The 24,573-nt window shown below is 74.8% G+C and carries 25 protein-coding genes; 17 read left to right on the forward strand and 8 right to left on the reverse strand.

Annotated features, from left to right (window positions below; genetic code table 11):
- Positions 1 to 30: 30 nt before the first annotated feature.
- The gene (locus ACI79Z_RS11640) at positions 31 to 393 is read right to left on the reverse strand and encodes a hypothetical protein (RefSeq protein ID WP_387989039.1); all 363 of its coding nucleotides are present in this window, start codon (positions 391 to 393) and stop codon (positions 31 to 33) included.
- A 138-nt stretch (positions 394 to 531) separates the two neighbouring features.
- Here ACI79Z_RS11640 and ACI79Z_RS11645 point away from each other — a divergent pair, with 138 nt between their 5' ends.
- The 7 genes from ACI79Z_RS11645 to ACI79Z_RS11675 are packed head-to-tail and all read left to right on the forward strand — an operon-like array spanning position 532 to position 4,559.
- The gene (locus ACI79Z_RS11645) at positions 532 to 1,665 is read left to right on the forward strand and encodes a baeRF2 domain-containing protein (protein ID WP_387989041.1); all 1,134 of its coding nucleotides are present in this window, start codon (positions 532 to 534) and stop codon (positions 1,663 to 1,665) included.
- 14 nt (positions 1,666 to 1,679) lie between these two features.
- A complete protein-coding gene (locus tag ACI79Z_RS11650) occupies positions 1,680 to 1,937 on the forward strand; it encodes a DUF2795 domain-containing protein (RefSeq protein ID WP_387989042.1) in 258 nt (85 codons plus the stop codon).
- 10 nt (positions 1,938 to 1,947) lie between these two features.
- On the forward strand, positions 1,948 to 2,178 hold the full coding sequence (locus tag ACI79Z_RS11655) for a hypothetical protein (RefSeq protein ID WP_387989044.1): 231 nt from the start codon (positions 1,948 to 1,950) through the stop codon (positions 2,176 to 2,178).
- A 26-nt stretch (positions 2,179 to 2,204) separates the two neighbouring features.
- On the forward strand, positions 2,205 to 2,588 hold the full coding sequence (locus ACI79Z_RS11660; protein WP_387989355.1) for an acyl-CoA thioesterase: 384 nt from the start codon (positions 2,205 to 2,207) through the stop codon (positions 2,586 to 2,588).
- Between the two features lie 31 nt (positions 2,589 to 2,619).
- Positions 2,620 to 3,081, forward strand: coding sequence for a cupin domain-containing protein (locus tag ACI79Z_RS11665; protein WP_387989046.1), 462 nt, complete (start codon positions 2,620 to 2,622; stop codon positions 3,079 to 3,081).
- Positions 3,082 to 3,110: 29 nt separating this feature from the next.
- The gene (locus ACI79Z_RS11670) at positions 3,111 to 3,536 is read left to right on the forward strand and encodes a ChaB family protein (RefSeq protein WP_387989048.1); all 426 of its coding nucleotides are present in this window, start codon (positions 3,111 to 3,113) and stop codon (positions 3,534 to 3,536) included.
- A 24-nt stretch (positions 3,537 to 3,560) separates the two neighbouring features.
- Positions 3,561 to 4,559: an SDR family oxidoreductase gene (locus ACI79Z_RS11675; RefSeq protein ID WP_456902723.1), complete on the forward strand. Its 999-nt coding sequence runs from the start codon at positions 3,561 to 3,563 to the stop codon at positions 4,557 to 4,559.
- A gap of 47 nt (positions 4,560 to 4,606) precedes the next feature.
- Here ACI79Z_RS11675 and ACI79Z_RS11680 read toward each other — a convergent pair whose 3' ends face one another.
- Positions 4,607 to 5,950, reverse strand: a complete 1,344-nt coding sequence (locus ACI79Z_RS11680; protein WP_456902724.1) for a M24 family metallopeptidase — start codon at positions 5,948 to 5,950, stop codon at positions 4,607 to 4,609.
- Positions 5,951 to 5,999: 49 nt separating this feature from the next.
- Positions 6,000 to 7,169, reverse strand: a complete 1,170-nt coding sequence (locus ACI79Z_RS11685; protein ID WP_456902725.1) for a GGDEF domain-containing protein — start codon at positions 7,167 to 7,169, stop codon at positions 6,000 to 6,002.
- Between the two features lie 104 nt (positions 7,170 to 7,273).
- Here ACI79Z_RS11685 and ACI79Z_RS11690 point away from each other — a divergent pair, with 104 nt between their 5' ends.
- The 4 genes from ACI79Z_RS11690 (at position 7,274) to ACI79Z_RS11705 (ending at position 9,356) form a co-directional block, all read left to right on the forward strand.
- Positions 7,274 to 7,744 carry a cupin domain-containing protein gene (locus ACI79Z_RS11690; RefSeq protein WP_387989056.1) on the forward strand — a complete coding sequence of 157 codons (471 nt, stop codon included), beginning with the start codon at positions 7,274 to 7,276 and terminating at the stop codon, positions 7,742 to 7,744.
- Positions 7,745 to 7,832: 88 nt separating this feature from the next.
- Positions 7,833 to 8,015 carry a hypothetical protein gene (locus tag ACI79Z_RS11695; protein ID WP_387989058.1) on the forward strand — a complete coding sequence of 61 codons (183 nt, stop codon included), beginning with the start codon at positions 7,833 to 7,835 and terminating at the stop codon, positions 8,013 to 8,015.
- A gap of 87 nt (positions 8,016 to 8,102) precedes the next feature.
- Positions 8,103 to 8,804, forward strand: coding sequence for an NADPH-dependent F420 reductase (npdG, locus tag ACI79Z_RS11700; protein WP_387989060.1), 702 nt, complete (start codon positions 8,103 to 8,105; stop codon positions 8,802 to 8,804).
- A 177-nt stretch (positions 8,805 to 8,981) separates the two neighbouring features.
- Positions 8,982 to 9,356, forward strand: coding sequence for a DUF2784 domain-containing protein (locus ACI79Z_RS11705; RefSeq protein ID WP_456902726.1), 375 nt, complete (start codon positions 8,982 to 8,984; stop codon positions 9,354 to 9,356).
- On the opposite strand, the gene panB is transcribed toward ACI79Z_RS11705, so the two are convergent.
- Positions 9,357 to 10,187, reverse strand: a complete 831-nt coding sequence (gene panB, locus ACI79Z_RS11710; RefSeq protein ID WP_456902727.1) for a 3-methyl-2-oxobutanoate hydroxymethyltransferase — start codon at positions 10,185 to 10,187, stop codon at positions 9,357 to 9,359. It lies immediately after the preceding gene.
- A complete protein-coding gene (locus ACI79Z_RS11715) occupies positions 10,184 to 12,028 on the reverse strand; it encodes an NAD+ synthase (RefSeq protein WP_456902728.1) in 1,845 nt (614 codons plus the stop codon). The genes panB and ACI79Z_RS11715 overlap by 4 nt, the downstream gene beginning before the upstream one ends.
- A gap of 456 nt (positions 12,029 to 12,484) precedes the next feature.
- On the opposite strand from ACI79Z_RS11715, the gene ACI79Z_RS11720 reads away from it, so the two are divergent.
- Positions 12,485 to 13,096 carry a hypothetical protein gene (locus ACI79Z_RS11720; RefSeq protein ID WP_456902729.1) on the forward strand — a complete coding sequence of 204 codons (612 nt, stop codon included), beginning with the start codon at positions 12,485 to 12,487 and terminating at the stop codon, positions 13,094 to 13,096.
- A 5-nt stretch (positions 13,097 to 13,101) separates the two neighbouring features.
- Positions 13,102 to 16,047 carry a sel1 repeat family protein gene (locus tag ACI79Z_RS11725; RefSeq protein WP_456902730.1) on the forward strand — a complete coding sequence of 982 codons (2,946 nt, stop codon included), beginning with the start codon at positions 13,102 to 13,104 and terminating at the stop codon, positions 16,045 to 16,047.
- A gap of 37 nt (positions 16,048 to 16,084) precedes the next feature.
- On the opposite strand, the gene ACI79Z_RS11730 is transcribed toward ACI79Z_RS11725, so the two are convergent.
- Positions 16,085 to 16,930, reverse strand: a complete 846-nt coding sequence (locus ACI79Z_RS11730; RefSeq protein ID WP_456902731.1) for a slipin family protein — start codon at positions 16,928 to 16,930, stop codon at positions 16,085 to 16,087.
- A 344-nt stretch (positions 16,931 to 17,274) separates the two neighbouring features.
- Between ACI79Z_RS11730 and glnA the strand changes: the two genes are divergently transcribed.
- From glnA to ACI79Z_RS11745, 3 genes are all read left to right on the forward strand, one after another.
- Positions 17,275 to 18,615: a type I glutamate--ammonia ligase gene (gene glnA, locus ACI79Z_RS11735; RefSeq protein ID WP_456902732.1), complete on the forward strand. Its 1,341-nt coding sequence runs from the start codon at positions 17,275 to 17,277 to the stop codon at positions 18,613 to 18,615.
- A gap of 86 nt (positions 18,616 to 18,701) precedes the next feature.
- Positions 18,702 to 19,442 (forward strand): type 1 glutamine amidotransferase, encoded by a 741-nt coding sequence (locus ACI79Z_RS11740; protein WP_456902733.1) that lies wholly within the window; start codon positions 18,702 to 18,704, stop codon positions 19,440 to 19,442.
- A gap of 4 nt (positions 19,443 to 19,446) precedes the next feature.
- Entirely contained in the window at positions 19,447 to 22,569 is a 3,123-nt protein-coding gene (locus ACI79Z_RS11745; protein ID WP_387989083.1) for a bifunctional [glutamine synthetase] adenylyltransferase/[glutamine synthetase]-adenylyl-L-tyrosine phosphorylase, read from the forward strand.
- Here the strand turns inward: ACI79Z_RS11745 and ACI79Z_RS11750 are convergent.
- Together ACI79Z_RS11750 and ACI79Z_RS11755 are read right to left on the reverse strand one after the other, a co-directional pair.
- Entirely contained in the window at positions 22,551 to 23,351 is an 801-nt protein-coding gene (locus ACI79Z_RS11750) for a Crp/Fnr family transcriptional regulator (RefSeq protein ID WP_456902734.1), read from the reverse strand. The two genes, ACI79Z_RS11745 and ACI79Z_RS11750, sit on opposite strands and share 19 nt — an antisense overlap.
- Before the next feature lie 45 nt (positions 23,352 to 23,396).
- Positions 23,397 to 24,047, reverse strand: coding sequence for a chemotaxis protein CheB (locus ACI79Z_RS11755; RefSeq protein ID WP_387989087.1), 651 nt, complete (start codon positions 24,045 to 24,047; stop codon positions 23,397 to 23,399).
- 85 nt (positions 24,048 to 24,132) lie between these two features.
- On the opposite strand from ACI79Z_RS11755, the gene ACI79Z_RS11760 reads away from it, so the two are divergent.
- Positions 24,133 to 24,462, forward strand: a complete 330-nt coding sequence (locus ACI79Z_RS11760; RefSeq protein WP_456902735.1) for a CDGSH iron-sulfur domain-containing protein — start codon at positions 24,133 to 24,135, stop codon at positions 24,460 to 24,462.
- The last annotated feature ends 111 nt before the right edge of the window (positions 24,463 to 24,573 follow it).

Raw genomic sequence — 24,573 nt, forward strand, 5'->3', positions numbered from 1 at the left:
GTGCGCGGCCGCCGTCGGGTCGGAGGGAGGTCAGGTGCCCTTGCGGTGGGTGCCGCTGGAGCGGGGCTGGGCGGGGTTGGTCGGGTCGCCGTGGGAGGGCGCGTTGACGGCGGGGCCGGTCGTGGCCTCGGACACCTTCGAGCCCGCGGAGGCGTGCACCGGGTCGTCGGCCGCCGCGGCCGCCGGGTCGCCGCCGGAGGGCTGGGCGCCCTCGTGGAGCGACTCCAGGCGGTTCTGCATCGCCATGACGACCTGCAGCCGGTTCGCGTGGGCCTTCTCGTAGTCGAGCAGGGTCGAAAGGCCGGTCGCGTCCAGCGTGCGGATGCGCGAGATCAGTCCCTCCACCGGCAGGTGGTCGTAGTCGGGCAGCGGCAGCTGGTCGTGCTCGGTCATGGGGCAGCGCCTACCCGGACCCTTCCGATCCGACACGGTGTGTGGCGGTCGGGTCGGTGGGTAGGCGGCGAGCGGAGCGCGCCCCGCAGCGGACGCCGAACCGCCCCCGATCAGCACTGAGGAAGTGGTCCCCACCCCATGGACGTGTCCTTCCTGGCACCGGTCTTCCAGGCCGCAGGTCCCTACGCCACCGTCACGGCCGACGTCACGCACGTCACCGAGAACGCCGACACCGAGCTCGACCTCCGTGTCCGCGCGATCGCCGAGGAGCTCGCCGAGCAGGGCGCGCCGGAGGCCGTCGTCGAGGCGGTGCGCGGCCGGCTGTTGGAGGGCAACGACGGCGGTGAGGCGGGCACCATCCGCGGCCGCGCGGTCGTCGTCGCCGCCGACGGCACCGTGGTCCTCGACTCCCAGCTGGCCGACGCGCCGCGGCAGGAGCTCGCCGAGTGGTCGCCGCAGCCGGACCTGCTGCCGGTGCTGCGCGCGCTGCCCGGCCGCGTCCCGCACGTCGTCGTCCTCACCGACCGCACCGGTGCGGACCTCACCCTCTTCTCCACCCCGGGCCAGGTCGAGGAGGAGGAGACGGTGAAGGGCGACACCTTCCAGATCCGCAAGTTCCAGGGCGGCGGCTGGGCGCACCACCGGTACCAGCACAACGCCGAGAACAAGTGGGTCCACAACGCCGACGACGTCGCCGAGCACATCGCCTCCGTCGTGCGCCGGGTGCACCCCCGCTTCGTCCTGCTGGCCGGCGACATGCGCGCCCGCCAGATCCTCACCGACCGCGCCAGTGACCTGTGGGCGGACCTGATCGTCTCCATCGACGAGGGCGGCCGGGCCGCCGGTGCCGACCGGGAGCCGGTCGAGCAGAAGGCCGCCGAACTCGTCGCAGAGCACGAGGCGCGGGACGAGGCCGACGCCGTCGAGAAGATCAGCTCCGCCGGCGCCCACGGCCTGGCCGTCACCGGGACGGCGAACGTCGTCGAGGCGCTGCGCAAGGCCCAGGTGGAGACGCTCGTCCTCGCCGACCCCGCCGACGACGAGAAGCTGCTCGTGGGCGCCTCGCCGCTGGAGCTCGGCGTCGACCAGGCCGACATGGACGCCCTCGGCGTGCAGGAGGTGCACTCGGTCCCCGCCGAGCGCGCGCTGCTGGCCGCCGCCGTGGCGAGCACCGCGGGCGTCGTGGTCGTGCCGCGGGCCGCCATGCCGGGCGACATCCCGGTCGCGGCGATCCTCCGCTACACCGACGACTCCACCCCGACCCCCCAGTGACGGAGGCGACCCCGATGACCGATCCGCACCAGTCCGCGACCTCCCCCGGCACCGACCAGGCCGACCTCGAGCGCCGCGCCGCGATCGCCGAGGCGCTCGGCAAGGAGGTGTGGCCGGCCGACCGGGACGCGCTCGTGGCGAAGGCGCAGGAGTCCAACGCCACCGACCGCGTGCTCGGCGACCTGCGCCGGCTGCCCGAGGGCCAGACGTTCGAGAACGTCCAGGACGTCGCCCGGGCGCTGGGCATCGGCACCGAGCAGCAGCGCTTCTGAGGCGGTCCCCGTGACCACGAACAAGGAGCCGAGCCCCGAGGCCCTGGCCAACGTCACCGAGCACAACATCGAGACCCGCGCCGACCTGCTGCCCGAGGAGGCCGGCATGAAGGGCAGCGGCATGGAGGAGGTGGCCGCCGAGATCATCCTCGCCGAGTCCGAGGAGCGCACCGTGCACACCGACCCGGACGACGCCCAGGGCGCCCACCGCCAGTCGGCGGAGACGGCGGACCTGCCCTGAGCGAGCGGCACGAGCACCCGGTCCAGCTGCGCTGGTCGGACACCGACGTCTTCGGGCACGTCAACCACGCGCGCGTCCTCGGCCTGCTCGAGGACGCCCGGCTGGCCATGGTCGACCCCACGCCGGGCGGGGGGATCATCCTCGCCCGGCTGGAGGTCGACTACCTGCGGCAGGTGCACTACCGGATCGGGGAGCACCTGACGGTGTCGACGTCGATCACGCGGCTGGGCCGCAGCTCCATCGGCATGTGCCAGGAGCTCACCCAGGACGGGCAGGTGGCCCTGCGCGCGGAGATGGTGCTGGTCAACTTCGACTACGCCGCCGACGCCTCGGCGCCCCTGACCGAGGCGCAGCGGGCCCACTGGTCGCGCTGGCTGGTCGACCGGCCGGGGGACGCCGCGGACCGCTGACGCCGGGTGGCTCCCGGCGTAGCGTCCCGCCATGGCCGAGGCTGCCGCGCCGCCCTTCGCCCGGGACCACGACGGCGGGGAGCGGCTGGTCTTCTGGGGGACGACGATCGTCGTCCGCGCGTCCGCGGACACCACCGCCGGGGCCTTCACCCTGTTCGAGGAGCAGACCCCGCTGCTGGACACCTCCCGGCACGTGCACCGGGACACCGACGAGCTCTACTACGTGATCGAGGGCGAGCACGTCTTCGTGTGCGGCGAGCGGGAGTTCAGCGTCGGCCCGGGCGGGACGGCGTTCCTCCCGCACGGCGTCCCGCACTCCCACCGGCGGGTGGTGCCGGGCGAGGGCCGGCTGCTCTGCGCGACCTCCCCGGCCGGCTTCGAGGGCTTCTTCCGCACCCTCGCCGAGGCCAGCGCGACCGGCGGCTCGTTCGACGAGGCCTACCGGCGGGCCTCCCGGGAGCACGGCGTCACCTGGCTCGGCCCCGACGACTGACCGCCCCACCTGCGGGTACCTGCGCCGGCATGCCCAAGACGACGAAGAGCGGAGACGCGAAGGCCGACGAGATCCCCAGCACGCTGCAGCGCTCGGACGAGAAGGCGCAGCGCACCTTCGCCAAGGCGCACGACTCCGCCGTCGAGAGCTACGACGGCGACGAGCAGCGGGCCAACCGGGTGGCGTGGGCGGCGGTCAAGCACACCCACGAGAAGGTCGGCGACCACTGGGAGCCCAAGGACCACAACGGGCCGAGCGACGCCCAGGCCGAGGGCGGCGCCGACACCGACCGGGAGACCGAGGGCGGCGTCGACGCCAACGCCACCAAGGAGCACCTCATGGACCTCGCCAAGCGGCTCGACGTCCACGGCCGCTCGTCGATGACCAAGGACGAGCTGGTCGACGCCGTCCGGAAGGCCAGCGACAGGAAGACCGCCGAGGCCCGTAAGAAGTAGGCGCCGGCGGGGTACGGGGGCGGCATGACGCAGGCGAACCGCCCCCGGCCGCTCTCCGAGCAGGTCGTCGTCGTCCTCGGTGCCTCCAGCGGCATCGGGCGGGCGACGGCGATCGAGTTCGCCCGGCGCGGCGTTCCCCGCATCGTCGTCGCCTCCCGCGGTGAGGAGGCGCTGGCCACGCTCGTGGACGAGCTCACCGGCCACGGCGCGGAGGCGGTGTCCGTGCCCACCGACATCTCCGACGACGCCGCGGTCGACGCCCTCGCCGCGGCCGTGGAGGCGCGCTTCGGGCGGGCCGACACCTGGGTCACCGTCCCGGGGGTCAGCGTCTACGGCAGCGTCCGGGACACGACGATGGCCGAGTTCCGCCGGGTCACCGAGGTGAACTACCTCGGGCACGTGGCGGCCGCGAAGGCCGCCGTCCCGGTGCTCGAGCGCGGTGGCGCGGGCGTGCTGGTCGGCATCGGCTCGGTGGAGAGCCACCGCGCGCTGCCGCTGCACGCGGCGTACTCGGCGAGCAAGGCGGCGCTGCGGCTGTTCTACGACTCGCTGCGCATGGAGCTCGCCGAGGCCGCTTCCCCCGTGTCGGTCAGCACCGTGCTGCCGGCCGGCATCGCGACGCCGTTCTTCGAGCACTCGCGCAGCAAGACCGGCGCGATGCCCAAGCCCCCGCCGCCGGTGTACGCCCCCGAGCTGGTGGCCGAGGCCGTGGTGCGCACCGCCGTGCACCCGCGCCGCGAGGTGCCGGTCGGCGACGCCGCGTTCGGCTTCCTCACCGGGCAGAAGGTCAGCCCCGCGCTCACCGACGCCGTCCTGTCGGTGGTGGGTCCGCGCGCCCAGGCGACCGACCGGCCCGACGACGGCACCGACATCCTCGACACCCCCACCCCGGGACCCGGCCGGGTGCGCGGCGCGTACGCCGACCAGGCGCTGACCACCAGCCCGCTGAGCCGCGCGGCCTGGGCGGTGCCGCGCCCGGGCGAGCTGCTGCTGCGGGCGCGCCGGAGGCTGCCCCGCCGCTGACCGACCCGCCGCTGACCCACCCGCCGCTGACCCACCCCGCCGCTGACTCAGCCCGCCGGGACGGTCCACAGCGCGCGCTGCGGGGTGCCCAGCTCCGACGCCCCCGCGGACGTGAGGACGACCTCCTCCTCGAGCGCCAGCCGCAGGCACTGGCCGCCCCACTCGGGGACCGTCACCCGGACGGCGAGCTCCAGGGCGAAGACGGTGTCCGGGTGCAGCACGCGGTCGCCCTCGCCGGGCACGCCGCGCTGGTCGTCCCAGCGGCCGATCACCGGCCCGGCGCCGTGCCCGTGCACGCCCACCGGGTGGGAGTAGACGTCGGCCTCCAGGCCCTCGGCGGCCATCGCGGCCCGGGCGGCGGCGAGCGCCTCGTTGCCGGTCCGCCCCGGGACCAGCGCCGCGGCGGTGAGCTCCTGCGCGCGGCGCCCCGCCGCCCACGCCCGCCGCAGCCCCGCCGGCGGGCCGTCCTCCCCGGGGCGCGGCAGGTAGGCGCTGCGCTGCAGGTCGGTGACCAGGCCCAGGCTGCTCAGCCCGGCGTCGCAGGTCACCAGGTCGCCGGGCTCCAGGACGGCGTCCTGCGGCACGGCCGGCAGCTCGACCCCGCCGTCGGGGAGCATCGGCACGCCGGCCCGCTGCACGGTGACCCCGGGGTGGAACCACGGCGGCACGCCCCGGCCGGCCATGCGCTCGTGCACCTCCCACGCCAGGTCCGCCGCCGTGGTGACGCCGGGGACGAGCACGGCGGGGGAGAGGACCTCGGCCAGCACCCGGTCGGTGTACCGGGCCAGCGCGTCGAGGGCGGCGACCTCCTCCGGCAGCCGCGTCTCCAGCCAGCCGACGACGAGGTCCTCCGCGGACACCAGCCGGCCGGCGAGGTCGCCGAGCGCCGCGGTGAGCCGCCGGTGCTCGGCCACCGACAGCCCGTCGGCCAGCGGGCACCCGGCGGAGACGTCGACGCCGATCCGCCGCGGCGCGGCCTGGGCGACGATCCGCCGCACCGCGGCCCACTGCGCGTCCTCGCCGTCGCCCCCGTCGTCGGCGCCCCCGTCGTCGGCGCCCTCGGCGCCGTCGTCGCCGGGGACCCAGCCGGGCAGGAACTGGCCGACCGGGTAGCGGGAGACCGCGACCGGCGTGACGCCGTCGTCGCTGCGGTGCAGGACCAGGACGACCAGCCGCCGGGCCGACAGCCAGCTGGCCGGCAGCAGGGTGGGCAGCACCGGGTCCTCGCCGCCCTCGCGGCCGACGACCAGCCACAGGTCGATGCCGGCGCGGTCCATCAGGCCGGGCAGCAGGTCGAGCAGCCGCTGGGTCAGCCACCGGTCGCGGACGTCGGCCTGCTCGCGCCGCGGCAACGGCACCGTCCGCGTCGGGTCCGGGACGACCAGCGTCATGGGGACAGGGAAGCAGAGAACCGCCGCCCGCACCCGGTGGAACGGGAGGTCAGGCCCCGGTGGGTGCCGTCCCGGGCCGCGCGGCCCCCGGGACGGTCGGCGGGCCGAGCCGCTCGCCGGCCGGGGTGGGCCGCGGCTGCGGGGGCGCGACGGTGGCGACCCGGTCCCGGCCGGCCTGCTTGGCCCGGTACATGGCCGCGTCGGCCCGGTCGACCAGCCGCCACAGCGCGCCGGAGGCGTCCTCGCCGTCGGCCGGCCGGGTCAGCGCGACGCCGATCGAGGCGGTCACCGCGAGCCCGTGCCGCCCCCGGGTGGCCCGCACCGCGAGCCGGAGCCGCTCGGCCAGGTGCGCGGCCTCGCCGGGGTCGCCGACCAGGCCGAGGACCACCAGCTCCTCCCCGCCGATGCGGGCGAGCACGTCGGTGGGCCGCACGGTGTGGGCCAGCGCCTCCGCGACGGCCTGCAGCACGGTGTCGCCGGCCGCGTGCCCGTGCCGGTCGTTGACCTGCTTGAAGTGGTCGAGGTCGATGACCATCGCGGCCACCCGCAGCCCCTCGCGGCGGGCCTGCCGCCAGATCCGGGAGGCCTCCTCGACCAGGTGCCGGCGGTTGGCCAGCCCGGTGAGCGGGTCGCGCCGCGACTGCGCCTCGGTGGCCGCGAGCAGCCGCCGCTCGCGGCGGCGCAGCAGGTGCACGCCGGCCGCCACGAGGTCGAGCGTCCCGGCGGAGACGGCCACCTGGACGGCGAGCCCGGCCGTGCTCGCGTAGCTGTGCTGCACCGCCACGGCGACGGCGACCGGCGTGACCGCCATGTGCACGCCGAGCATCCACGGCCGCAGGAACCACGCGGCCACCACCGAGGGGAACAGCAGCACCAGCGGCGTCGCGTGGCGCACCGGGTCCTCGATGCACAGCGCGACGACGGCATAGACGAGGTCGCCGAGCAGCACCAGGCCGAAGGTCTGCCACAGCCCGATGCGGCGGCGCACGATCAGCGGCACCGCGGCGAGCACGCAGGCGGCCATCGAGGCGCCGTAGGTCACGCCCGTGGCGCCCTCGCGGACGACGCCGTCGACGGCGAGGTTGACCAGGCCCGTGAGGCCGCCGACGACGAGCAGGACGGCGAGCAGCAGCGCGGCGACCCGGTTCTCGGGACCGCCGGGCCCGAGGACGTCGTCCGACGTCGGGGCGTCGGGGTCGGGCGGCCGGACGGAGCTCACCGGCGCAGGATGCCGCACGGGGCGACGTCGCGGGAGGTCCGCGGCTCCCGGTCACCCGGGTGCGCGGGGCGGCGGCGCGGGGCCGTCGCTGGCAGGCTGCCCGCATGTCGCACCCGGATCCCGGCCTCGTCGACGTCCGCCCGCTGGCCGACCACCCGCTCACCGAGGCCGGCTCGGCCGCGCTGCGCATGGTCGCGCCGGGCGCGGCCACCGCCGGCCGGTTCGGGCTGGTCGAGTACCGGCTCGGCCCGCGGTCGCCGGGCGCGGCGCCGCACTACCACCAGACGTTCTCCGAGTCCTTCTACGTGCTCTCGGGCGAGCTGACGCTCTACGCCGGCGGGCGCTGGCAGCCGTGCCGGCCCGGCGACTTCGCGCTGGCCCACGAGCGGGGCGTGCACGGCTTCCGCAACGACTCCGACGAGCCGGCGTCCTTCCTCATCCTGTTCACGCCGGGGATCGCGCGGGAGTCGTTCTTCGCCGAGATGGCGGAGATGCGCCGCACCGGGCTGCGGCCGTCCCCGGAGGAGATGACCGCCTTCTACGCGCGGCACGACCAGGTGATGGTCGAGGAGTGACGGGCCCGGCGAGCATGGCGGCCCCGTTTCCGGGCAAGTCGTGATCGGGTGTCCCCAGCACGCGGGGACCGGCTGACAGGAGGCGCACGTGGCCGAGGGACCGTGGTTCTACTGCCTGAAGCACCACACCGTGGAGACCCGGGACGGCTGCGCCGAGCGGCACCGCCTCGGGCCCTACGCCACGCGCGAGGAGGCCGAGCACGCGCTGCAGTCCGTGGCCGAGCGCAACGAGCGCCTGGACCAGGAGGACCGGGAGTGGGAGGGCCGCTGACCGGCCCCTGCTGACCGGCCGCCCCCGACCGGCCCGGCATGATCGGGCCCGGTGCGCCGGACCCGCCGGTGCCCGGGAGGAGGCAGCGTGACCACCGCAGCGGAGAGCCGTCCCGTCGAGGACCTGGTCGTCGGTGTGCTGGGCGGGACCGGCCCGCAGGGGCGCGGGCTCGCCGTCCGGCTGGCCGCCGTGGGGCAGCGGGTGCTGCTCGGGTCCCGGGACGCCGACCGCGCCCGCGAGGTGGCCGCGCAGGTGGCCGAGCGGGCCGCGGCCGCCGGCGGGGGCGAGGTCTCGGTGCAGGGCGGGTCGAACCTCGACGTCGCCGGCGCCGCCGACCTGGTGATCGTCGCCGTCCCCTACGCCGGGCACGCCGACACGCTGGCGGAGCTCGCGCGCCCGCTGGCCGGGAAGGTCGTCGTCGACTGCGTGGTGCCGATGGGCTTCGACGAGCTGGGCGCCTACGTGCTCGACGTCGAGGAGGGCAGCGTGACCCAGCAGGCCGCGGCGCTGCTGCCCGACTCGCACGTCGTCGGCGCGTTCCACCACCTGTCGGCGGTGCTGCTCGAGGACCTGTCGAGGCCGACCCTCGACGGCGACGTCATGGTCGTCGGCGACGTCCGGGCGGCCACCGACCAGGTGCAGGCGCTGGCCGGACGGCTGCCCGGGATGCGCGGGATCTACGCCGGCCGGCTGCGCAACGCCCGGCAGGTCGAGGCGCTGACGATCAACCTCGTCTCGGTCAACCGCCGGTACAAGGCGCACGCCGGCATCCGCGTCACCGACGTCTGAGCCCGCTCACCGCCCGGCCGGCGCCGGCAGGTCCGGGACGACGCACCCCCCGAGCGTGTGCGCAGGGGCCGCGTCCTCCGGCCCGGAGCCCGGCCTCGGCGCACACGCCCGGGCCGATGAGGTGTGATCCAGCCGGGAGGCGTTCCGCCGCGCCCGGACGGCGGCGAGGATGGGGCCGTGCTGCTCGCGAGCGCGGTCGCGGTCCTGCACGCGGCCGTCGTCCTGTTCATGCTCACCGGCGCGCTGCTCGCCCTGCGGTGGCCGCGGCTGGTGTGGCTGCACGCCCCGGTGGCGCTCGCCGTCCTGGCGGTCAACCTGGCCGGCGCGCCCTGCCCGCTCACCACGCTGGAGCTCGCGCTGCGGGAGCGGGCCGGCGCCCCGCCCTACGACGGCGGCTTCCTCGGCCACGTGCTGTTCGGCCCGCTCGGCCTGGACGTGCACTCGGCCGGCGTCCAGGTGGGCACCTACACCGTCGCGCTGGGCCTCAACGCCGTCGGCTACGGGCTGCTCCTGGCGCGGGCCCGGGGACCGGCCCGGAGCCGCCGGGCCTGATCAGTCGAAGGAGTGCTCGGGGCCGGGGAAGACGCCGCTGTGCACCTCGTCGGCGTACTCGCGGGCCGCGCGCAGCAGCTCGGCGCGCAGGTCGGCGTACTTCTTCACGAACTTCGGCACCCGGCCGCCGTTGAGCCCGGCCATGTCCGGCCAGACCAGCACCTGGGCGTCGCAGTCGGGCCCGGCGCCGATGCCGACCGTCGGGATGGACAGCTCCTTGGTCACCTGGGCGGCGATCGCCGCGGGCACCATCTCCAGGACGACGGCGAACGCGCCGGCCTCCTGCACGGCGTGCGCGTCGGCCAGCAGCTGCTCGGCGCCGGCGCCGCGGCCCTGCACCCGGAACCCGCCGAGGGCGTGCTCGCTCTGCGGCGTGAAGCCGACGTGCGCCATCACCGGGATCCCGTTCTCGTTCAGCATCCGGATCTGCGGCGCCACCCGCACCCCGCCCTCGAGCTTGACCGCCTGCGCGCCGCCCTCCTTCATCATCCGGACGGAGGTGGCGAACGCCTGCTGCGGCGAGGCCTCGTAGGACCCGAACGGCAGGTCGGCCACGATCAGCGACCGCTTGGTCGAGCGGGTGACCGCCTTGGTCATCAGCAGCAGGTCCTCGACGGTGACCGGCACGGTCGAGGAGTGGCCGAGCACGACGTTGCCGGCCGAGTCGCCGACCAGCATCACCGGGATGCCGGCCTCCTCGAACACCTGCGCGCTGTAGGTGTCGTAGGCGGTGAGCATCGCCCACCTCTCACCGCGCTCCTTGGCCTGCTGCAGGTGGTGGATGCGCACCCGCGCGGTCGACGTCCCGCCGTACAGCACCGACTCGGTCACGCCTGGGCTCCTTCGCGGACGCTGGGCAGGCTCTCCCGCCAGCGGTTGGTGATGGGCAGCCGCCGGTCGCGGCCGAACGCCTTGAGGCTGATCTTCGTGCCGGGCGCGGACTGCCGGCGCTTGAACTCCGCGACGTCGACCAGCCGCAGCACCCGCGCCACGACCTCCGGGTCGTGGCCGCGCTCGAGCAGCTCGGCCATCCCGAGGTCGCGGTCGACGTAGTCGGCGATGACGGCGTCGAGCTCCTCGTAGGAGGGCAGCGAGTCGCTGTCCTTCTGCCCGGGTGCCAGCTCCGCCGACGGCGGCTTGTCGATCGAGTTCTGCGGGATCGGCTCGGTCTCGCCGCGGTCGCGGGCGTGCGCGTTGCGCCAGCGGGCCAGCTCCCACACCAGGGTCTTGGGCACGTCCTTGATCGGGGCGAACCCGCCGGCGGCGTCGCCGTAGAGCGTCGAGTAGCCGACGGCGACCTCGCTCTTGTTGCTGGTGGCCAGCAGCAGGTGGCCGTGCTGGTTGGACAGCCCCATGAGCAGCGTGCCGCGGATGCGCGCCTGCAGGTTCTCCGCCGCCGTCCCCGACAGCTCGACCTGCGACTCGAACGCGTCGACCACCGGCGCGATCGGCACGGTGGAGAAGTGCAGGCCCAGCCGCCGGGCGCTGTCCTCGGCGTCGGAGATCGAGTGCTCCGTGGACCACCGCGACGGCAGCGCGACGCCGTGCACCCGGTCGGCGCCGAGCGCGTCCACCGACAGCGCGGCCACCAGGGCCGAGTCGATGCCGCCGGACAGGCCGAGCACCACCGACGGGAAGCCGTTCTTGTCGATGAAGTCGCGCAGGCCCAGCACCAGCGCCCGCCAGACCTCCTCGCAGTCGCCCAGCGGCTCGGCCACCGACCCCGGCCGCGGCTCGAACGCCGGCACGGGGTCCTCGGAGACGACGGTGCGGGTGACCGTCATCGGCCCGATCCGGCCCTCCCGCCGCTCGGGCACCCGGGCCGGGTCGAGGGCCAGGTCGACGCAGAGCAGGTGCTCGACGAACTGCGGCGCGCGGGCGAGCAGCTCGCCGTCGGCGGAGACGGCCAGCGAGTCGCCGTCGAAGACCAGCTCGTCCTGCCCGCCGACCTGGTTGCAGTAGACGATCGGCGCGTTCGCCTCGGCGGCGCGGCGGCGGACCAGCGGCAGCCGCAGGTCGTCCTTGGCCCGCTCGTAGGGGGAGGCGTTGGGCGAGACGACGAGGTCGACACCGGCCCGCCCGGCCACGCCGCACGGCCCGCCCTCGACCCAGAGGTCCTCGCAGACGGTCAGCGCGACGTCGGCGCCGTGCAGCCGCACCACCGGCAGCTCGGTGCCCGGCACGAAGTAGCGGGCCTCGTCGAAGACGCCGTAGTTGGGCAGGTGCCGCTTGGCGTAGCGGACCACGACCCGCCCGCCGTGCAGCAGCGCGGCGGCGTTGCGGGGCTGGATGCGGCGGGGGTTGGCGTCGCCGGGCCGCTCGTCGTCGAGGGTCTCCTCGTCGCTCGGCGGGGTGTCGATCGAGGCCGGGCCCTCGGTGTGCGCCAGGTACCCGACGACGACGGCGAGCCCGCCCAGCCCCTCCTGGTCCAGCGTGGCGGCGAGGCCGGTGAGCGCCTGCTCGCTGGCGCGGGCGAAGGACTCGCGCAGCACGAGGTCCTCGGCGGGGTAGCCGGTGAGCGTCATCTCGGGGAAGACGACGAGGTGCGCGCCGTCGTCGGCGGCCCTGCGCGCCCATTCGACGACGAGCGCGGCGTTGCCCTCCAGGTCGCCGACCCGCGTGTCGACTTGGGCCAGACCCACCCGCAACTGCGTTCGCTGCTCATCGCTCACGCCACCATCCTCGTCTCGCCGTGGGGCGGACTGCCACGAGGGATGCGTGGGCTGGGACAGGACCGATCGGCAGAGCGGTGTTCATTGACAGCCTCACGTGCCCTTGGGAACCATCGGGACGACGTTCGCTGGTGGAGGCCGTCCATGAGTCTGCCCTATGACGAGACGCCGGATCCCGATTTCCGTCAAGGGATCATGAAATTCGCCTGGGAGCCGTGGAAGATCGGCGACGTCCGCATAGGATGGCTTGCCGCGGGCCGATGTCCGACGTGTGGAGACGACATCGCCCTCTACCGGCGGAGTGCTTTCGGATTCCTTCCCAAGCAGCCCATATCCGTTGCCTGCAATTGCACCGGCAGGCACTCCGGCCGCCCCGAAGGTGTCACGCAGGGATGCGGTCAATCCACCGTCATCGCACCTTCGGAATGGGCCTCAGTTGCGAGATGAACTGCGGTCATGAGCCGACCTCTCCCACCGCCCCTCGATCAGGCCGAATGGGACAAGGCCGCGATGGACCACGCAGCCAACTCCCTCGTCCGGATCAGGACGTCTGCCGGGACATGGGTCGGCACCCTGACTGCCGTCCTCGGTCTGTTCGGGGGAGTGACGCTCGTGACCGGGCCGCGAGCCCTCGCGGATCTCGGTGAAGGCGAGAGAATCGCAGTCCTGATCGTTGTCGGCCTCGCCGGCCTGGTGGGGGCCACCGGTATCGTGATCGGCTCACTCGCTGCTCAAGGAACGGCGAAGCTGTGGGAGGACTGGAGTGGTGACACATTCGCCGCCTACCTCATCCAAAATGGCAAGAGCGCGGCGACCAGGCTCACGGTGTCCCGCTGGTTGGGCGTCGTCGCTGCTGCCCTCGTGTTCTCGGCGGGAATGTACGTCGCATTCGGTCAGGTCCTGACCGCGGGCCAGGGGCAGACGATCGTCATCGCCGTGTCCGAAGACGGCATCGCACGGTGCGGGCCGGTCGAGGTCGCCGACGGTGAACTCCGCGTCGGGGGAGAGGCGGTGGGCGCGGTCCGATCGGTCCACGTGGTGCCGCGCTGCCCCGGCCGGGGAGGTTGACGGGCGTGTCCGCGATCGACGACGACTACTGGGAGATCCTGAAGGCGTCGGGAGTGGCTCCGCGGCATGATCCCGCGATGCTGCGTCAGCTCCACCAGCTCTACACGGCGCGGGCGATCGAGATGGTGAAAGCCTCCTCGCGGCGAAGTGGCAGGGAGGTGACCGTCGGTCCCGCCACTGACGTCTTCGCCCCCGAGACGGTGGCGACCGCGCACGGCGCCGTCATCCTCCTCGGAGAAGAACTGCTCTTCGCGATCTACAAGATCGCGTGGGTGATCGGGGCGGCCATGCCCTACGACACCGAGCCGGCTGGGCCACCGGTTCTGTCGCCGGAGGAGGCCGCGGAACTGATCAGGGACCTCGTCGCCGGTGGACTGGCGCGACGTCCGCCACCGGAGACCGTCGGCCCCAGGTTCTTGAGGGCCCGGCGCGGCGAGTTCGTCAACGTGCTCGCGCAGCAGGCGATCGACTTCCTCATCGCCCACGAGCTCGCTCACGTCGTCTGCGGTCACCTGGACCGCGATCTCGCCGACGTCGACATCAGTGACGAGATCAGCGGCGGCGTCGACCTGCACTCGTGGGAGAGGGAGCTGGAGGCCGATGTCGTCGGCGCCGACCTCGTACGGCCGCTGGCCTCCGACCATCCCCTGGCCGTGGAGCTGGGCGCGACACTGGTCTTCGAAGTGATGGAGAGCGCCTACGGGTGGCGCGCTGGAAGCGGTCACGAGGGTCATCTCCGGCTGGGTGAGGCAGCCGGCCTGATGTCGCATCCGCCGGCCGCGGCTCGCAGGGTCGAGGTCGTGCGGGCCCTGCATCCCGATGGAGCGCCCGAACTGGCCGAGCTGGACGACGTGGTGCAGCTCATGCGGCGCTCACGAGGACAAGAACCTCCGACGCCTACGGAGGAGGGGGAGCAGGTCCTCGGGCAGCTGGGGGTGCTGATGCTCTCAGCGGATGTCGGCTGGCTGGATGGCTACAGCAACTTGCCCGGCGACGGTGGACGGCTCAAGGCCGTCGACTACTTCGGGATATGGGAATCGGTGCGTGAGGATCCCGACCGGACGCGGGGAACCATCGCCAGGATCGCGATGGAGATCCTCTGGGCAGGCTCGGCAAGTGACGAAGGTCTGCGCAACATCCTCGGTGTCGTCATGGGCTTCTACATCATGACGAACCTGCGCAGCCAGGAAGCTGCGGAGCTGTGGGCGCAGGTGAGAGTCGCGGTCCCTGACCTGGACGACGTCCTCGCCGAGGCCTTCTTCAAGCACGATCTGCCCAGAGCCCGGCTCTCGGGACCCGATCGCGGTGAAGGCGCGTCCGCCACGTCCGGAGGCGGACTGTTCGCGACCCTCGCGCACAGCTTGGGCCTGTTCCTCTCCCAGGCCGTCAGACCGCCCGACCTCATGCGAGCGCGTGGCTGGTACGAGCGGGCCGCTGTCATGGGGGACACGGGCGCGATGCGTGACCTCGGCGTGCTGCTGTCCCGGCAGTTCTTCCCTCGTGATCTACCCGCCGCCCGCACCTGGCTCGAGCGTGCAGCGGCGCACGGAAGCGTCGAGGCCATGCACGACCTCGGCGTCCTTCTGTCCGACCGCTGGGCACCACCCGACTTCCCGTCGGCGCGCCGCTGGCTGGAGAAGGCCGCGGAGGCGGCGGATGCCGACGCCATGTACAACCTGGGTGTTCTCGCGGAGCGCATCACGCCTCGGGACGACGCCGGCGCCAGGGCCTGGTACGGGAAGGCGGCCGCTGCCGGACATCCCCTCGCTCTGCGCAGCCTTGCGGGCCTCTTGGCGCGTTCGGCGCCTGACGAGTTGGCCGCTGCGCGGGTGACCTGGGAAGAGGCAGCCAGGGCCGGGGACGGCAACGCCGCCTACGCCGTCGGCTTCATCACCGGCACCCTCGTCCATCCGCCTGACGTGTCGGCGGCCAAGACGTGGTTCCGGTGGGCAGCCGACGCTGGCCATCTCGGGGCCATGCGCGAACTCGGGGTCCTGCACGTCACCCAGGACGATCCACCTGATCTGGTCTCCGCCCGAGCCCTGTGGGAGAAGGCGGCGGAAGGCGGCGACCTGGAGGCCATGCGAGAGCTCGGTCACCTGCTGGCTCGGCTGTGGGAGCCTCCGGACATCGACGCCGCCCGAGCGTGGTGGGAGAAGGCGGCGACGGCTGGAGACACCGCTTCGATCCACAACCTGGGGGTCTTCTTCGCCGAGGTCGTCGACCCACCGGATCTCGTGTCTGCACGGGACTGGTACGTGCGCGCGGTGGATGCCGGGAGTGCCGACGCTGCATACAACCTCGGGGCCTTGTTCGAGATGCGGTGGCAGCCGCCCGACCCGGTAGCGGCTCGCAGGTGGTTCGAGAGGGCGGCGGCGATGGGCCACGGCCTCGCCATGTGGCGTCTCGCGTGGTTGCTCGCGGACTCTGATCCACCCGACCTGCCGGGGGCTCGCAGGTGGCTCGAGGCCGCAGCCGGAACCGGCAACGTGCACGCCATGCACGACCTCGGGCTCTTCTTCAACGACGTCTGGCAACCTCCCGACCTCGACCTGGCGCGCCATTGGTGGGAGAAGGCCGCCGCTGCCGGGGAGCCCGATTCCATGCACAACCTCGGCGTCCTGCTCGCCGATCGTCTGGAGAAGCCAGACCTGGAGGCGGCCGTGCGCTGGTACGAGAGGGCGGCCGCAGAGGGGCACGTCGGTGCGATGCACAACCTCGGTGTGCTTCTCGCGACGCGCGTCGATCCTCCTCAGCTCGTCGCTGCCCGCAGCTACTGGGAGAAGGCGGCAGCCGCGGGGAGGTCGGACTCGATGCACAACCTCGGCGCCATGTTCGCGACCATGTGGGAGCCGCCGGACTTGGAGGCGGCGCGTCACTGGCTGCGGCTTGCTGCACGGGCGGGGTTCGCCCCGTCCGAGGAGGTCCTGGCGCAACTCGACGGGGAGTAGGCGTCGTCGGCCGCCCCGGGGGAGCGGGACGGGTCGCTCAGCGGCCTGCGGTGACGGTCGCGTCGGCGACCAGGGGGTCCCGCGGCTCGGGCAGCGCGGGAGAAGAGGACTCAACGGCGGGGCCGGGCGGAGCGGACCGCTCCAGGAAGCGCAGCAGCTCCACCGGGAACGGCAGGACGACCGTCGAGTTCTTCTCCGCGGCCACCTCGACCATCGTCTGGAGCAGGCGCAGCTGCAGCGCGGCCGGTTGCGCGGCCATCACCCCGGCGGCCTGCGCGAGCTTCTGCGAGGCCTGCAGCTCGCCCTCGGCGGTGATCACCCGCGACCGGCGCTCCCGCTCGGCCTCGGCCTGGCGGGACATCGACCGCTTCATCGACTCCGGCAGCGCGACGTCCTTGATGTCGACGCGGTCGACGTGCACGCCCCAGTCGACGGCGGGGGAGTCCAGCATCAGCTCCAGGCCCTGGTTGAGCCGCTCCCGGTTGGAGAGCAGGTCGTCGAGGTCGCTCTTGCCGATGATCGACCGCAGCGACGCCTGGGCGACCTGGGCGATCGCCGCCTGGTAGTTCTGCACGTCGACGACGACCCGCACCGGGTCGAACACCCGGTAGTAGACGACCGCGTCGACCTTGACCGTCACGTTGTCCCGGGTGATGCCCTCCTGCGCGGGAACCGGCAGGGTGACCACCTGCATGTTCACCTTGTGCAGCCGGTCCACGCCGGGGCGGATCAGGGTCAGGCCGGGCGGCCGGGGCTCGCCGAGCAGCCGCCCCAGCCGGAGCACCACCCCGCGTTCGTACTGCGTCACCACCCGGACGCTGCCGGCCGCCAGGACCAGCAGGACCGCGAGCGTGACGAGGGCGATCGTGAGAACGACGTCCATCGCGTCCTCCACCGTCGGCGTCCGGGCGGGGCGCGCGGGTCGCGCCCGTGGCCGGGGTCCGCCGGACGGACGGGTCCATCCAACCACCGTCGCGGCCCGCGGAGCCGGATCTGCTCCGCACTCCCTCCACCCGCTGGACGGCCGGCGCGCACGGGCCGAGATCCGGGCCGACGCGCCGCACCCGGCCCGGCCGCCGCGCGGCGACCCCGCGAGGAGGTCGCCGGCCGACCCCGGGGCCGGGGCGCTGACACGGGCGCGCCCCACCGGTGTGCCCGGCACCCGGACCGGGCAGGCTGTGCACGGACGACACGGCGACGAAACGAGCGGACCCGATCATGGCCAGCATGGACCGGCAGCAGGAGTTCGTCCTGCGCACCCTGGAGGAACGCGACATCCGCTTCGTGCGGCTGTGGTTCACCGACGTCTCGGGCTACCTCAAGGCGGTCGCCGTGGCGCCGGCCGAGATCGAGGCGGCGTTCGCCGAGGGGATCGGCTTCGACGGCTCGGCGATCGAGGGCTTCGCGCGCGTCTACGAGTCGGACATGCTCGCCAAGCCCGACCCCGGCACCTTCCAGGTGATGCCCGCGAGCAAGGGCCAGCCCAGCGACACCGCGCGGATGTTCTGCGACATCACGCTGCCCGACGGGTCACCGTCGTGGGCCGACCCGCGGCACGTGCTGCGCCGGGCGCTGTCGAAGGCCGCCGACATGGGGTTCACCTTCTACACCCACCCCGAAGTCGAGTTCTTCCTGCTCAAGGACCTGCCCACCGACGGGCGGCCGCCGGAGCCCGCCGACACCGGCGGCTACTTCGACCTGTCCACGCACAACGTGGCGCACGACTTCCGCCGCGAGGCGGTCTTCGCGCTCGAGGCGATGGGCATCTCGGTGGAGTTCAGCCACCACGAGGTCGCGCCCGGCCAGCAGGAGATCGACCTGCGCTACGCCGACGCGCTGTCGATGGCCGACAACGTGATGACGCTGCGGCACGTCGTCCGGGAGGTGGCCCTGGCCCAGGGCGTGCACGCGACGTTCATGCCCAAGCCGTTCACCGACCTGGCCGGCTCGGCGATGCACACCCACGTGTCGCTGTTCGAGGGCGACCGCAACGCCTTCCACGACCCCTCGGACCCGATCCGGCTGTCGGCCACCGGGCGCCAGTTCATCGCCGGCCTGCTCACCCACGCCCGGGAGTTCACCGCCGTCACCAACCAGACGGTGAACTCCTACCGGCGGCTGCTGGCCGGCACCGAGGCGCCGACGGCGGCCACGTGGGGCCGGGCGAACCGCTCGGCGCTGGTGCGGCTGCCCTCCTACAAGCCGAACAAGGGCCAGTCGGCGCGGGTCGAGGTCCGCTCGCCGGACTCCGCGTGCAACCCGTACCTGACCTTCGCGGTGCTGCTGGCCGCCGGGCTGCGCGGCATCGACAAGGGCTACGAGCTGCCGCCGGAGGCCGAGGACGACGTCTGGTCGCTCACCGACACCGAGCGCCGCGCCGCCGGCTACGAGGACCTGCCGGTCTCCCTGGGCGAGGCGCTGACCGCGATGCAGGGCAGCGAGCTGGTCGCGGAGACCCTCGGCGAGCACGTCTTCGAGTTCTTCCTGCGCAACAAGTGGGAGGAGTTCAACTCCTACCGGCAGAACGTGACGCCCTTCGAGCTCAAGCGCTACCTCCCCGGCCTCTGAGGGTGTGGGACGGCCTCGTCGCAGGGGCCCGTGCCGAGCCTGCGGGGCGCGGGGGGCGACGAGGTCCTTCCACTAACCTCGGCACCGTGCCGGAGACCCCCGCCCGCCTCCTCGTCGTCGTCCCCAGCGACACCGCCCCGCCGGCCCGGCTGGGGGACTGGCTGCGCGCGACCGGCCTGGAGCTCGACGAGCGGCACCTCGACGCCGGCGACGAGGTCCCGACCGACCTGACCGGCTTCGACGGGCTGCTGGTCACCGGCGGCCCGCAGTCCAGCCTCGACGACGACGCCACCAGCGGCCTGGGCCCGGTCCGCGACCTGCTGGCCCGCGCGCTCGCCGACGACGCCCCGACGCTGGCCGTCTGCCTGGGCGCCCAGCTGCTGGCGCAGGCCGGCGGCGGGCGGGTGCGCGAGGGCATCGAGGGTCCGGAGGTCGGGGCGTCGCTCGTGGCCAAGCGGGACGCCGCGGCCGGGGACCCGGTGTTCGGCCCGCTCCCGCTCTCGCCCGACGTCATCCAGTTCCACCACGACGAGATCAGCGAGCTGCCCTCCGGCGCCACCCTGCTGGCGAGCAGCCCCGTGTACGCGAACCAGGCCTTCCGGGTGGGCCGGCGCGTCTACGGGCTGCAGTTCCACGTCGAGACGACGCCGGAGATCGTCCGCGAGTGGGCCGACCGGGACACCGTCGGCGTCGCGGCGAGCCCGTACGACCGCGAGACGCTCTGCCGGCTGACCGACGCGGTGCACCCGGACCTCGAGGAGGTGTGGGCGCCGTTCGCGGCCCGCTTCGCCGACCTCGTGCGCGCGGGTCGCGGCGCCGCGGTCTGAGCCGGTGACCACGTCCCGGGAGGTGCCCCGCCGCGCGGTCGTGCGGCTGGCCCGCTTCGGCTTCGAGGACGGCGAGAGGGCCGCGCTGCTGCTGTCCGACCCGGCCCTGGGGCTGTGGGACCTCGAGCGCAACGAGCCCGCCGACCCCGAGGCCGGCCCGGTCGTCTCCGCGCTGGCCCGCGCCGGCGACCCCGACCTCGCCGTCCGCTCGCTGGCCCGGCTGGTGGAGGCCCTGGACGCCGCCGACGACACGGGCGGGGCGGCCGCCGCCCTGCTCGCCCGCCTGCGCGGCTCGGCCGCGCTGCGCAGCCGGCTGCTGGCCGTGCTCGGCGCCAGCGCCGGGCTCGCCGACCACCTCGCCGCCCACCCCGGCGACTGGACGGTCCTCGACGACGAGGACCACGGCCCGGTGCGCCCGGCCGCCCACGCCCTCGAGCGGGACATGCTGCTCGCCGTCGGCGCCGACCCCGACGACCCGCCGTGGGGCGTCCGGCTCGGCAGTGCCGCGCCGGACGCCTCGCCGCAGCGGGTCGCCGCGCTCCGCCTGGCCTACCGCCGGGCGGTGCTCAGCCTGGCCGGGCGCGACCTGGGGGAGGGCCTGTCGGCCGACGACGTCGCCGCCGAGCTCGCCGACGTCGCCGCCGCGGTGCTCACCGCCGGCCTCGCGCTCGCCGTCGCGGAGCAGCCCGACACCGCCGCGCCCTGCCGCCTGGCGGTCATCGCGCTCGGCAAGACCGGCGGCCGCGAGCTCAACTACGTCAGCGACGTCGACGTCGTGTTCGTCGCCGAGCCGGTCGACCCCACCGACCCGGAGGCGCCGGCGCTGCAGAGCGCCACCCGGGTGGCCGCGGCGCTCATGCGGATCTGCCACGAGGCGGCGTGGGAGGTCGACGCGGCGCTGCGCCCGGAGGGCAAGGCCGGCGCCCTGGTCCGCACCATGGCCGGTCACACCGCCTACTACCGGCAGTGGGCGAGCACGTGGGAGTTCCAGGCGCTGCTGAAGATGCGCCCGGTGGCCGGCGACCCGGACCTCGGCCGCAGCTACGTCGAGGAGCTGTTCCCGATGGTGTGGCAGGCCGGCGACCGCCCCGGCTTCGTCGCCGAGGTGCAGGCCATGCGGCGGCGGGTGGAGGACAACATCCCGCCGGCGCAGGCCGACCGGGAGATCAAGCTCGGCCGCGGCGGCCTGCGCGACGTCGAGTTCGCCGTCCAGCTGCTGCAGCTGGTGCACGGCCGGGTCGACGCCCGGCTGCGGGTCGGCGGCACGCTGCCGGCGCTGCACGCCCTGCGGGCCGGCGGCTACGTCGGCCGCGACGACGCCGACACCCTCATCGCCTCCTACCGCTTCCTGCGCACCGTCGAGCACCGGCTGCAGCTGCTGCGGCTGCGGCGCACCCACCTGCTGCCCACCGACGAGCAGCAGCTGCGCTGGCTGGCCCGCTCGCTGGGCTACAAGCCCGACGCCCGCGGCACCGCCGTCGACGTGCTGCGCGCGGAGATGGCGCTGCACACCCGTGAGGTGCGCCGGCTGCACGAGAAGCTCTTCTACCGGCCGCTGCTGTCGGCGGTGGCCCGGGTGCCGGCCGAGGCCGCGCAGCTGGGCAGCAAGGCCGCCGGCGACTGGCTGCGCGCGCTCGGCTTCGCCGACCCGCAGGGCGCGCTGCGGCACATGGGCGCGCTCACCGGCGGGGTGTCCCGGTCGGCGTCGATGCAGAAGTACCTGCTGCCGGTGGTGCTGCAGACCCTCGCCGACTGCGCCGACCCCGACGCCGGGCTGCTGGCCTACCGCCAGGTCAGCGAGGCCCTCGGCGGCAACCAGTGGTACCTGCGGCTGCTGCGCGACGAGGGCCAGGTGGCCGAGCGGCTGGCCCGGCTGCTGGGGTCGAGCCGGTACGTGGCCGCGCTGATCACCCGCACCCCCGAGGCGCTGCGCCTCCTCGCCGACGACGACGAGCTCGAGCCGCGGAGCGCCGCGTCGCTGGCCGGGGCCTGGCGCGCCGCCGTCGCCCGCGCCGCCGACCCGCAGGCCGGCATCGGCGTGCTGCGCGGGCTGCGCCGGCAGGAGCTGCTGCGGATCGCCTCGGCCGACCTGCTCGGCCTGCTCGACGTCGTCCGGGTCGGGCAGGCGCTCACCGACGTCGCCGTCGCCACGCTGCAGGCCGGGCTCGACGCCGCCGTGCGCGCGTGGGCGCGCGAGGCGGGGATCGACCCGGCCGACGTGCCGATGGAGCTCGCCGTCATCGGCATGGGCCGGCTCGGCGGCGGCGAGATGGGCTACGGCTCCGACGCCGACGTGCTGTTCGTCCACCGTCCCAGGGCCGTCGGGGATGGTGGGTCGGGGGACAGCAGAGCGGAGGAGGCGAAGGCGACCCAGGCGGCCAACGCGGTCGCGCACACGCTGCGCCGGCTGCTCGGCGAGCCCGCTCCCGACCCGGCCTTCGAGGTCGACGCCGACCTGCGCCCCGAGGGCCGGCAGGGCGCGCTGGTGCGCAGCCTGGACGCCTTCCGCGAGTACTACGAGCGCTGGGTGTCGGTGTGGGAGGTGCAGGCGCTGCTGCGCGCGGCGCCGGTGGCCGGCAGCCCCGAGCTGGGCGCGGCGTTCCTGGAGCTGGTCGACCCCCTGCGCTACCCGGAGGGCGGGCTGTCGCCCGAGCAGGTCGCGGAGATCCGCCGGATCAAGGCGCGCGTGGAGCGGGAGCGGCTGCCGCGCGGCGCCGACCCGGCCACCCACACCAAGCTCGGCCGCGGCGGCCTGGCCGACGTCGAGTGGACCGTCCAGCTGCTGCAGCTGCAGCACGCCGCGGCGGTCCCCGGGTTGCGGGTGCCCTCGACCGTCGGGGCGCTGGCCGAGCTGTCGGGGAACGGCCTGCTGACCGTCGAGCAGGCCGGGTCGCTGCGCGACGCGTGGGAGCTGGCCAGCCGGGCGCGCAACGCCGTCTTCCTCGTCCGCGGCCGGCCCGGCGACCAGCTGCCCCGGCCCGGGCTGGAGCTGGCCGGCGTGGCGCGGGCCAGCGGGTACGGCCCCGACGTCGACCCGGGCCGGTTCCTCGACGACTACCGGCGCACCACCCGGCACGCCCGCGCCGTGGTCGAGCGGGTCTTCTACGGTCAGTCGCCGGGGGAGTGACCGGTCGTGGCGCCGTCCGGCGGCTCGGGGACCAGCCCGACGCGGCGGTTCTCGGCCTGCACGACGTCGTAGCACTCGCACGCGGCCTCGTGCAGGCGCTCGGGGTCGACCACCGTGATCCGCCCCCGGGAGTACCGGATCAGTCCCGCCTGCTGGAGCAGCCCGGCCACCAGCGAGACGGTGCCCCGGCGCACGCCGAGCATCTGGCCGAGGAAGTCCTGGGTGAGCTGGAACTCGTCGGCGCCGACGCGGTCGCGGGTCTGCAGCAGCCAGCGGGCGCAGCGCTCCTCGGTGCTGTGCAGCCGGTTGCAGGCGACGTTCTGCGACAGCTGGACCACCATCGTCTGCGTGTAGCGGTGCAGCAGGTCGTGCAGGGCGCCGTCGTCGGACAGGAACCGGCGGAGGTCGGCCGTGGGGAGGCACAGCGCGTCGCCGGCCACCTGGCAGAAGCAGTCGTGCGGGCTGGTCGCCGCCCCCAGGAACACCGGCAGGCCGGAGACGCCCTCGTAGCCGACGGTGGCCACCTCGACGGCCGGCTCGCCGTCGACCGACGCGACGACGGACAGCACGCCGTCGACGGGGAAGTAGACCGCGTCGATGTCGCCGTCGCGGCGGTACAGCTGGTCGCGGACCTGCAGCGTCACCGGCCGCAGGGCCGGCCGCAGGCGCTCGTACTCCTCGTCGGGCAGGGCCCGCAGGATCAGGTTGCGCCGCGGGTCCTCCGTGTCCCTCCGCCGCGGGGCGTGGCGGGCCTCCTCGCGGGGGTGGTCGGGCGGAGTCACGGCGGACCTCCCGGTGCCGGGTGGAGCTCTCCGCGGGCTCAGGGGTCAGGCGGGCAGGGCGCCGGCGCCCAGCCGCGCCCACGGCGGCAACGGTACGGCGAGCAGCTCGGCGGCGCCCGGCGCCATGGCGTAGGCGACCAGCGCCGGGGCGACCAGCCGCAGCGGCAGGACGTGCTCCACGCAGCCCGTGGCCAGGGCCGCGCTGGGCATCCCCGGCGCCTCGGCGTCGGCCGGGTCCTGGGCGAGCACCCGGCCTCCGGCGCGGCGGACCGCGCGGACGCCGGCCGCGCCGTCGTCCAGCCGGCCGGTGAGGACGGCCGCCAGCACCCGCCGGCCGTACGCGCGGGCGGCGCTGGTCATCAGCCGGTCGGCCGCGCCCAGGTTGGGGTGCTCGACCGGGATCAGGTCCCCGCCCGGCTCCAGGAGGCCGGTGGTGCCGGCCGGGAGCACCGACACGCCGGCCCGGAGCGGACCGGCGGCCGCCGCGCGGACCGGGAGGTCCGTGACGGCGCGCAGCAGCGGCACCAGCAGGTCGGTCGTCCCCGCCGCGCGGTGCTGGACCACGAGCACGGGGACGGGGAAGTCGCGCGGCAGGCCGCCGAGGACGGTGCGCAGCGCCCGGACGCCGCCGGCGGAGGCAGCCAGCACCACGACGCCGAAGGGCGCCTGACCGTCGAGGGGGACCGAGCCCGGCACGCGGTCGAGCGTACGCGTGTGTACGGCACCTGACATACGGCCGCGCCCGGGTGTGCCGCACCCGGAGGCGGGGCACGCTGTCGGGGTGAGCTCAGCCCTGCCCGCGGACGACCTGCCCGACGAGGACCCGCCCGGCGACGACCGGCCCGCCGAGGGCGCCGCCACCATCACGCCCTACCGCGACGGCCCGCTGATCGTGCGCGGCGACTTCCGGCTGGTCGACCAGGACGGCGCCGAGATCGACCCGGGCCGCACGACGGTGGCGCTGTGCCGGTGCGGCAAGTCCGGCATCAAGCCGTTCTGCGACGGCAGCCACAAGCGCTCGGGCTTCTCCGCCCCGAGCGCGCCGAGCCGGCCCAGGCCGGCGGCGGCGATCCTGCGCCAGGCGCGGCGGCCGGAGGGCCGGGCCGACTGAGGGCGGGGAGGACCGGAGGGGGGGGGGGGGGGGGGGGGGGGGGGGGGGGGGGGGGGGGGGGCCCCGGGCCCCCCCCCGCCCCTCGACCGCGGCGCCGTCCGCGCCGAGCTC

The organism is Geodermatophilus sp. SYSU D00663 (genome assembly GCF_054050655.1).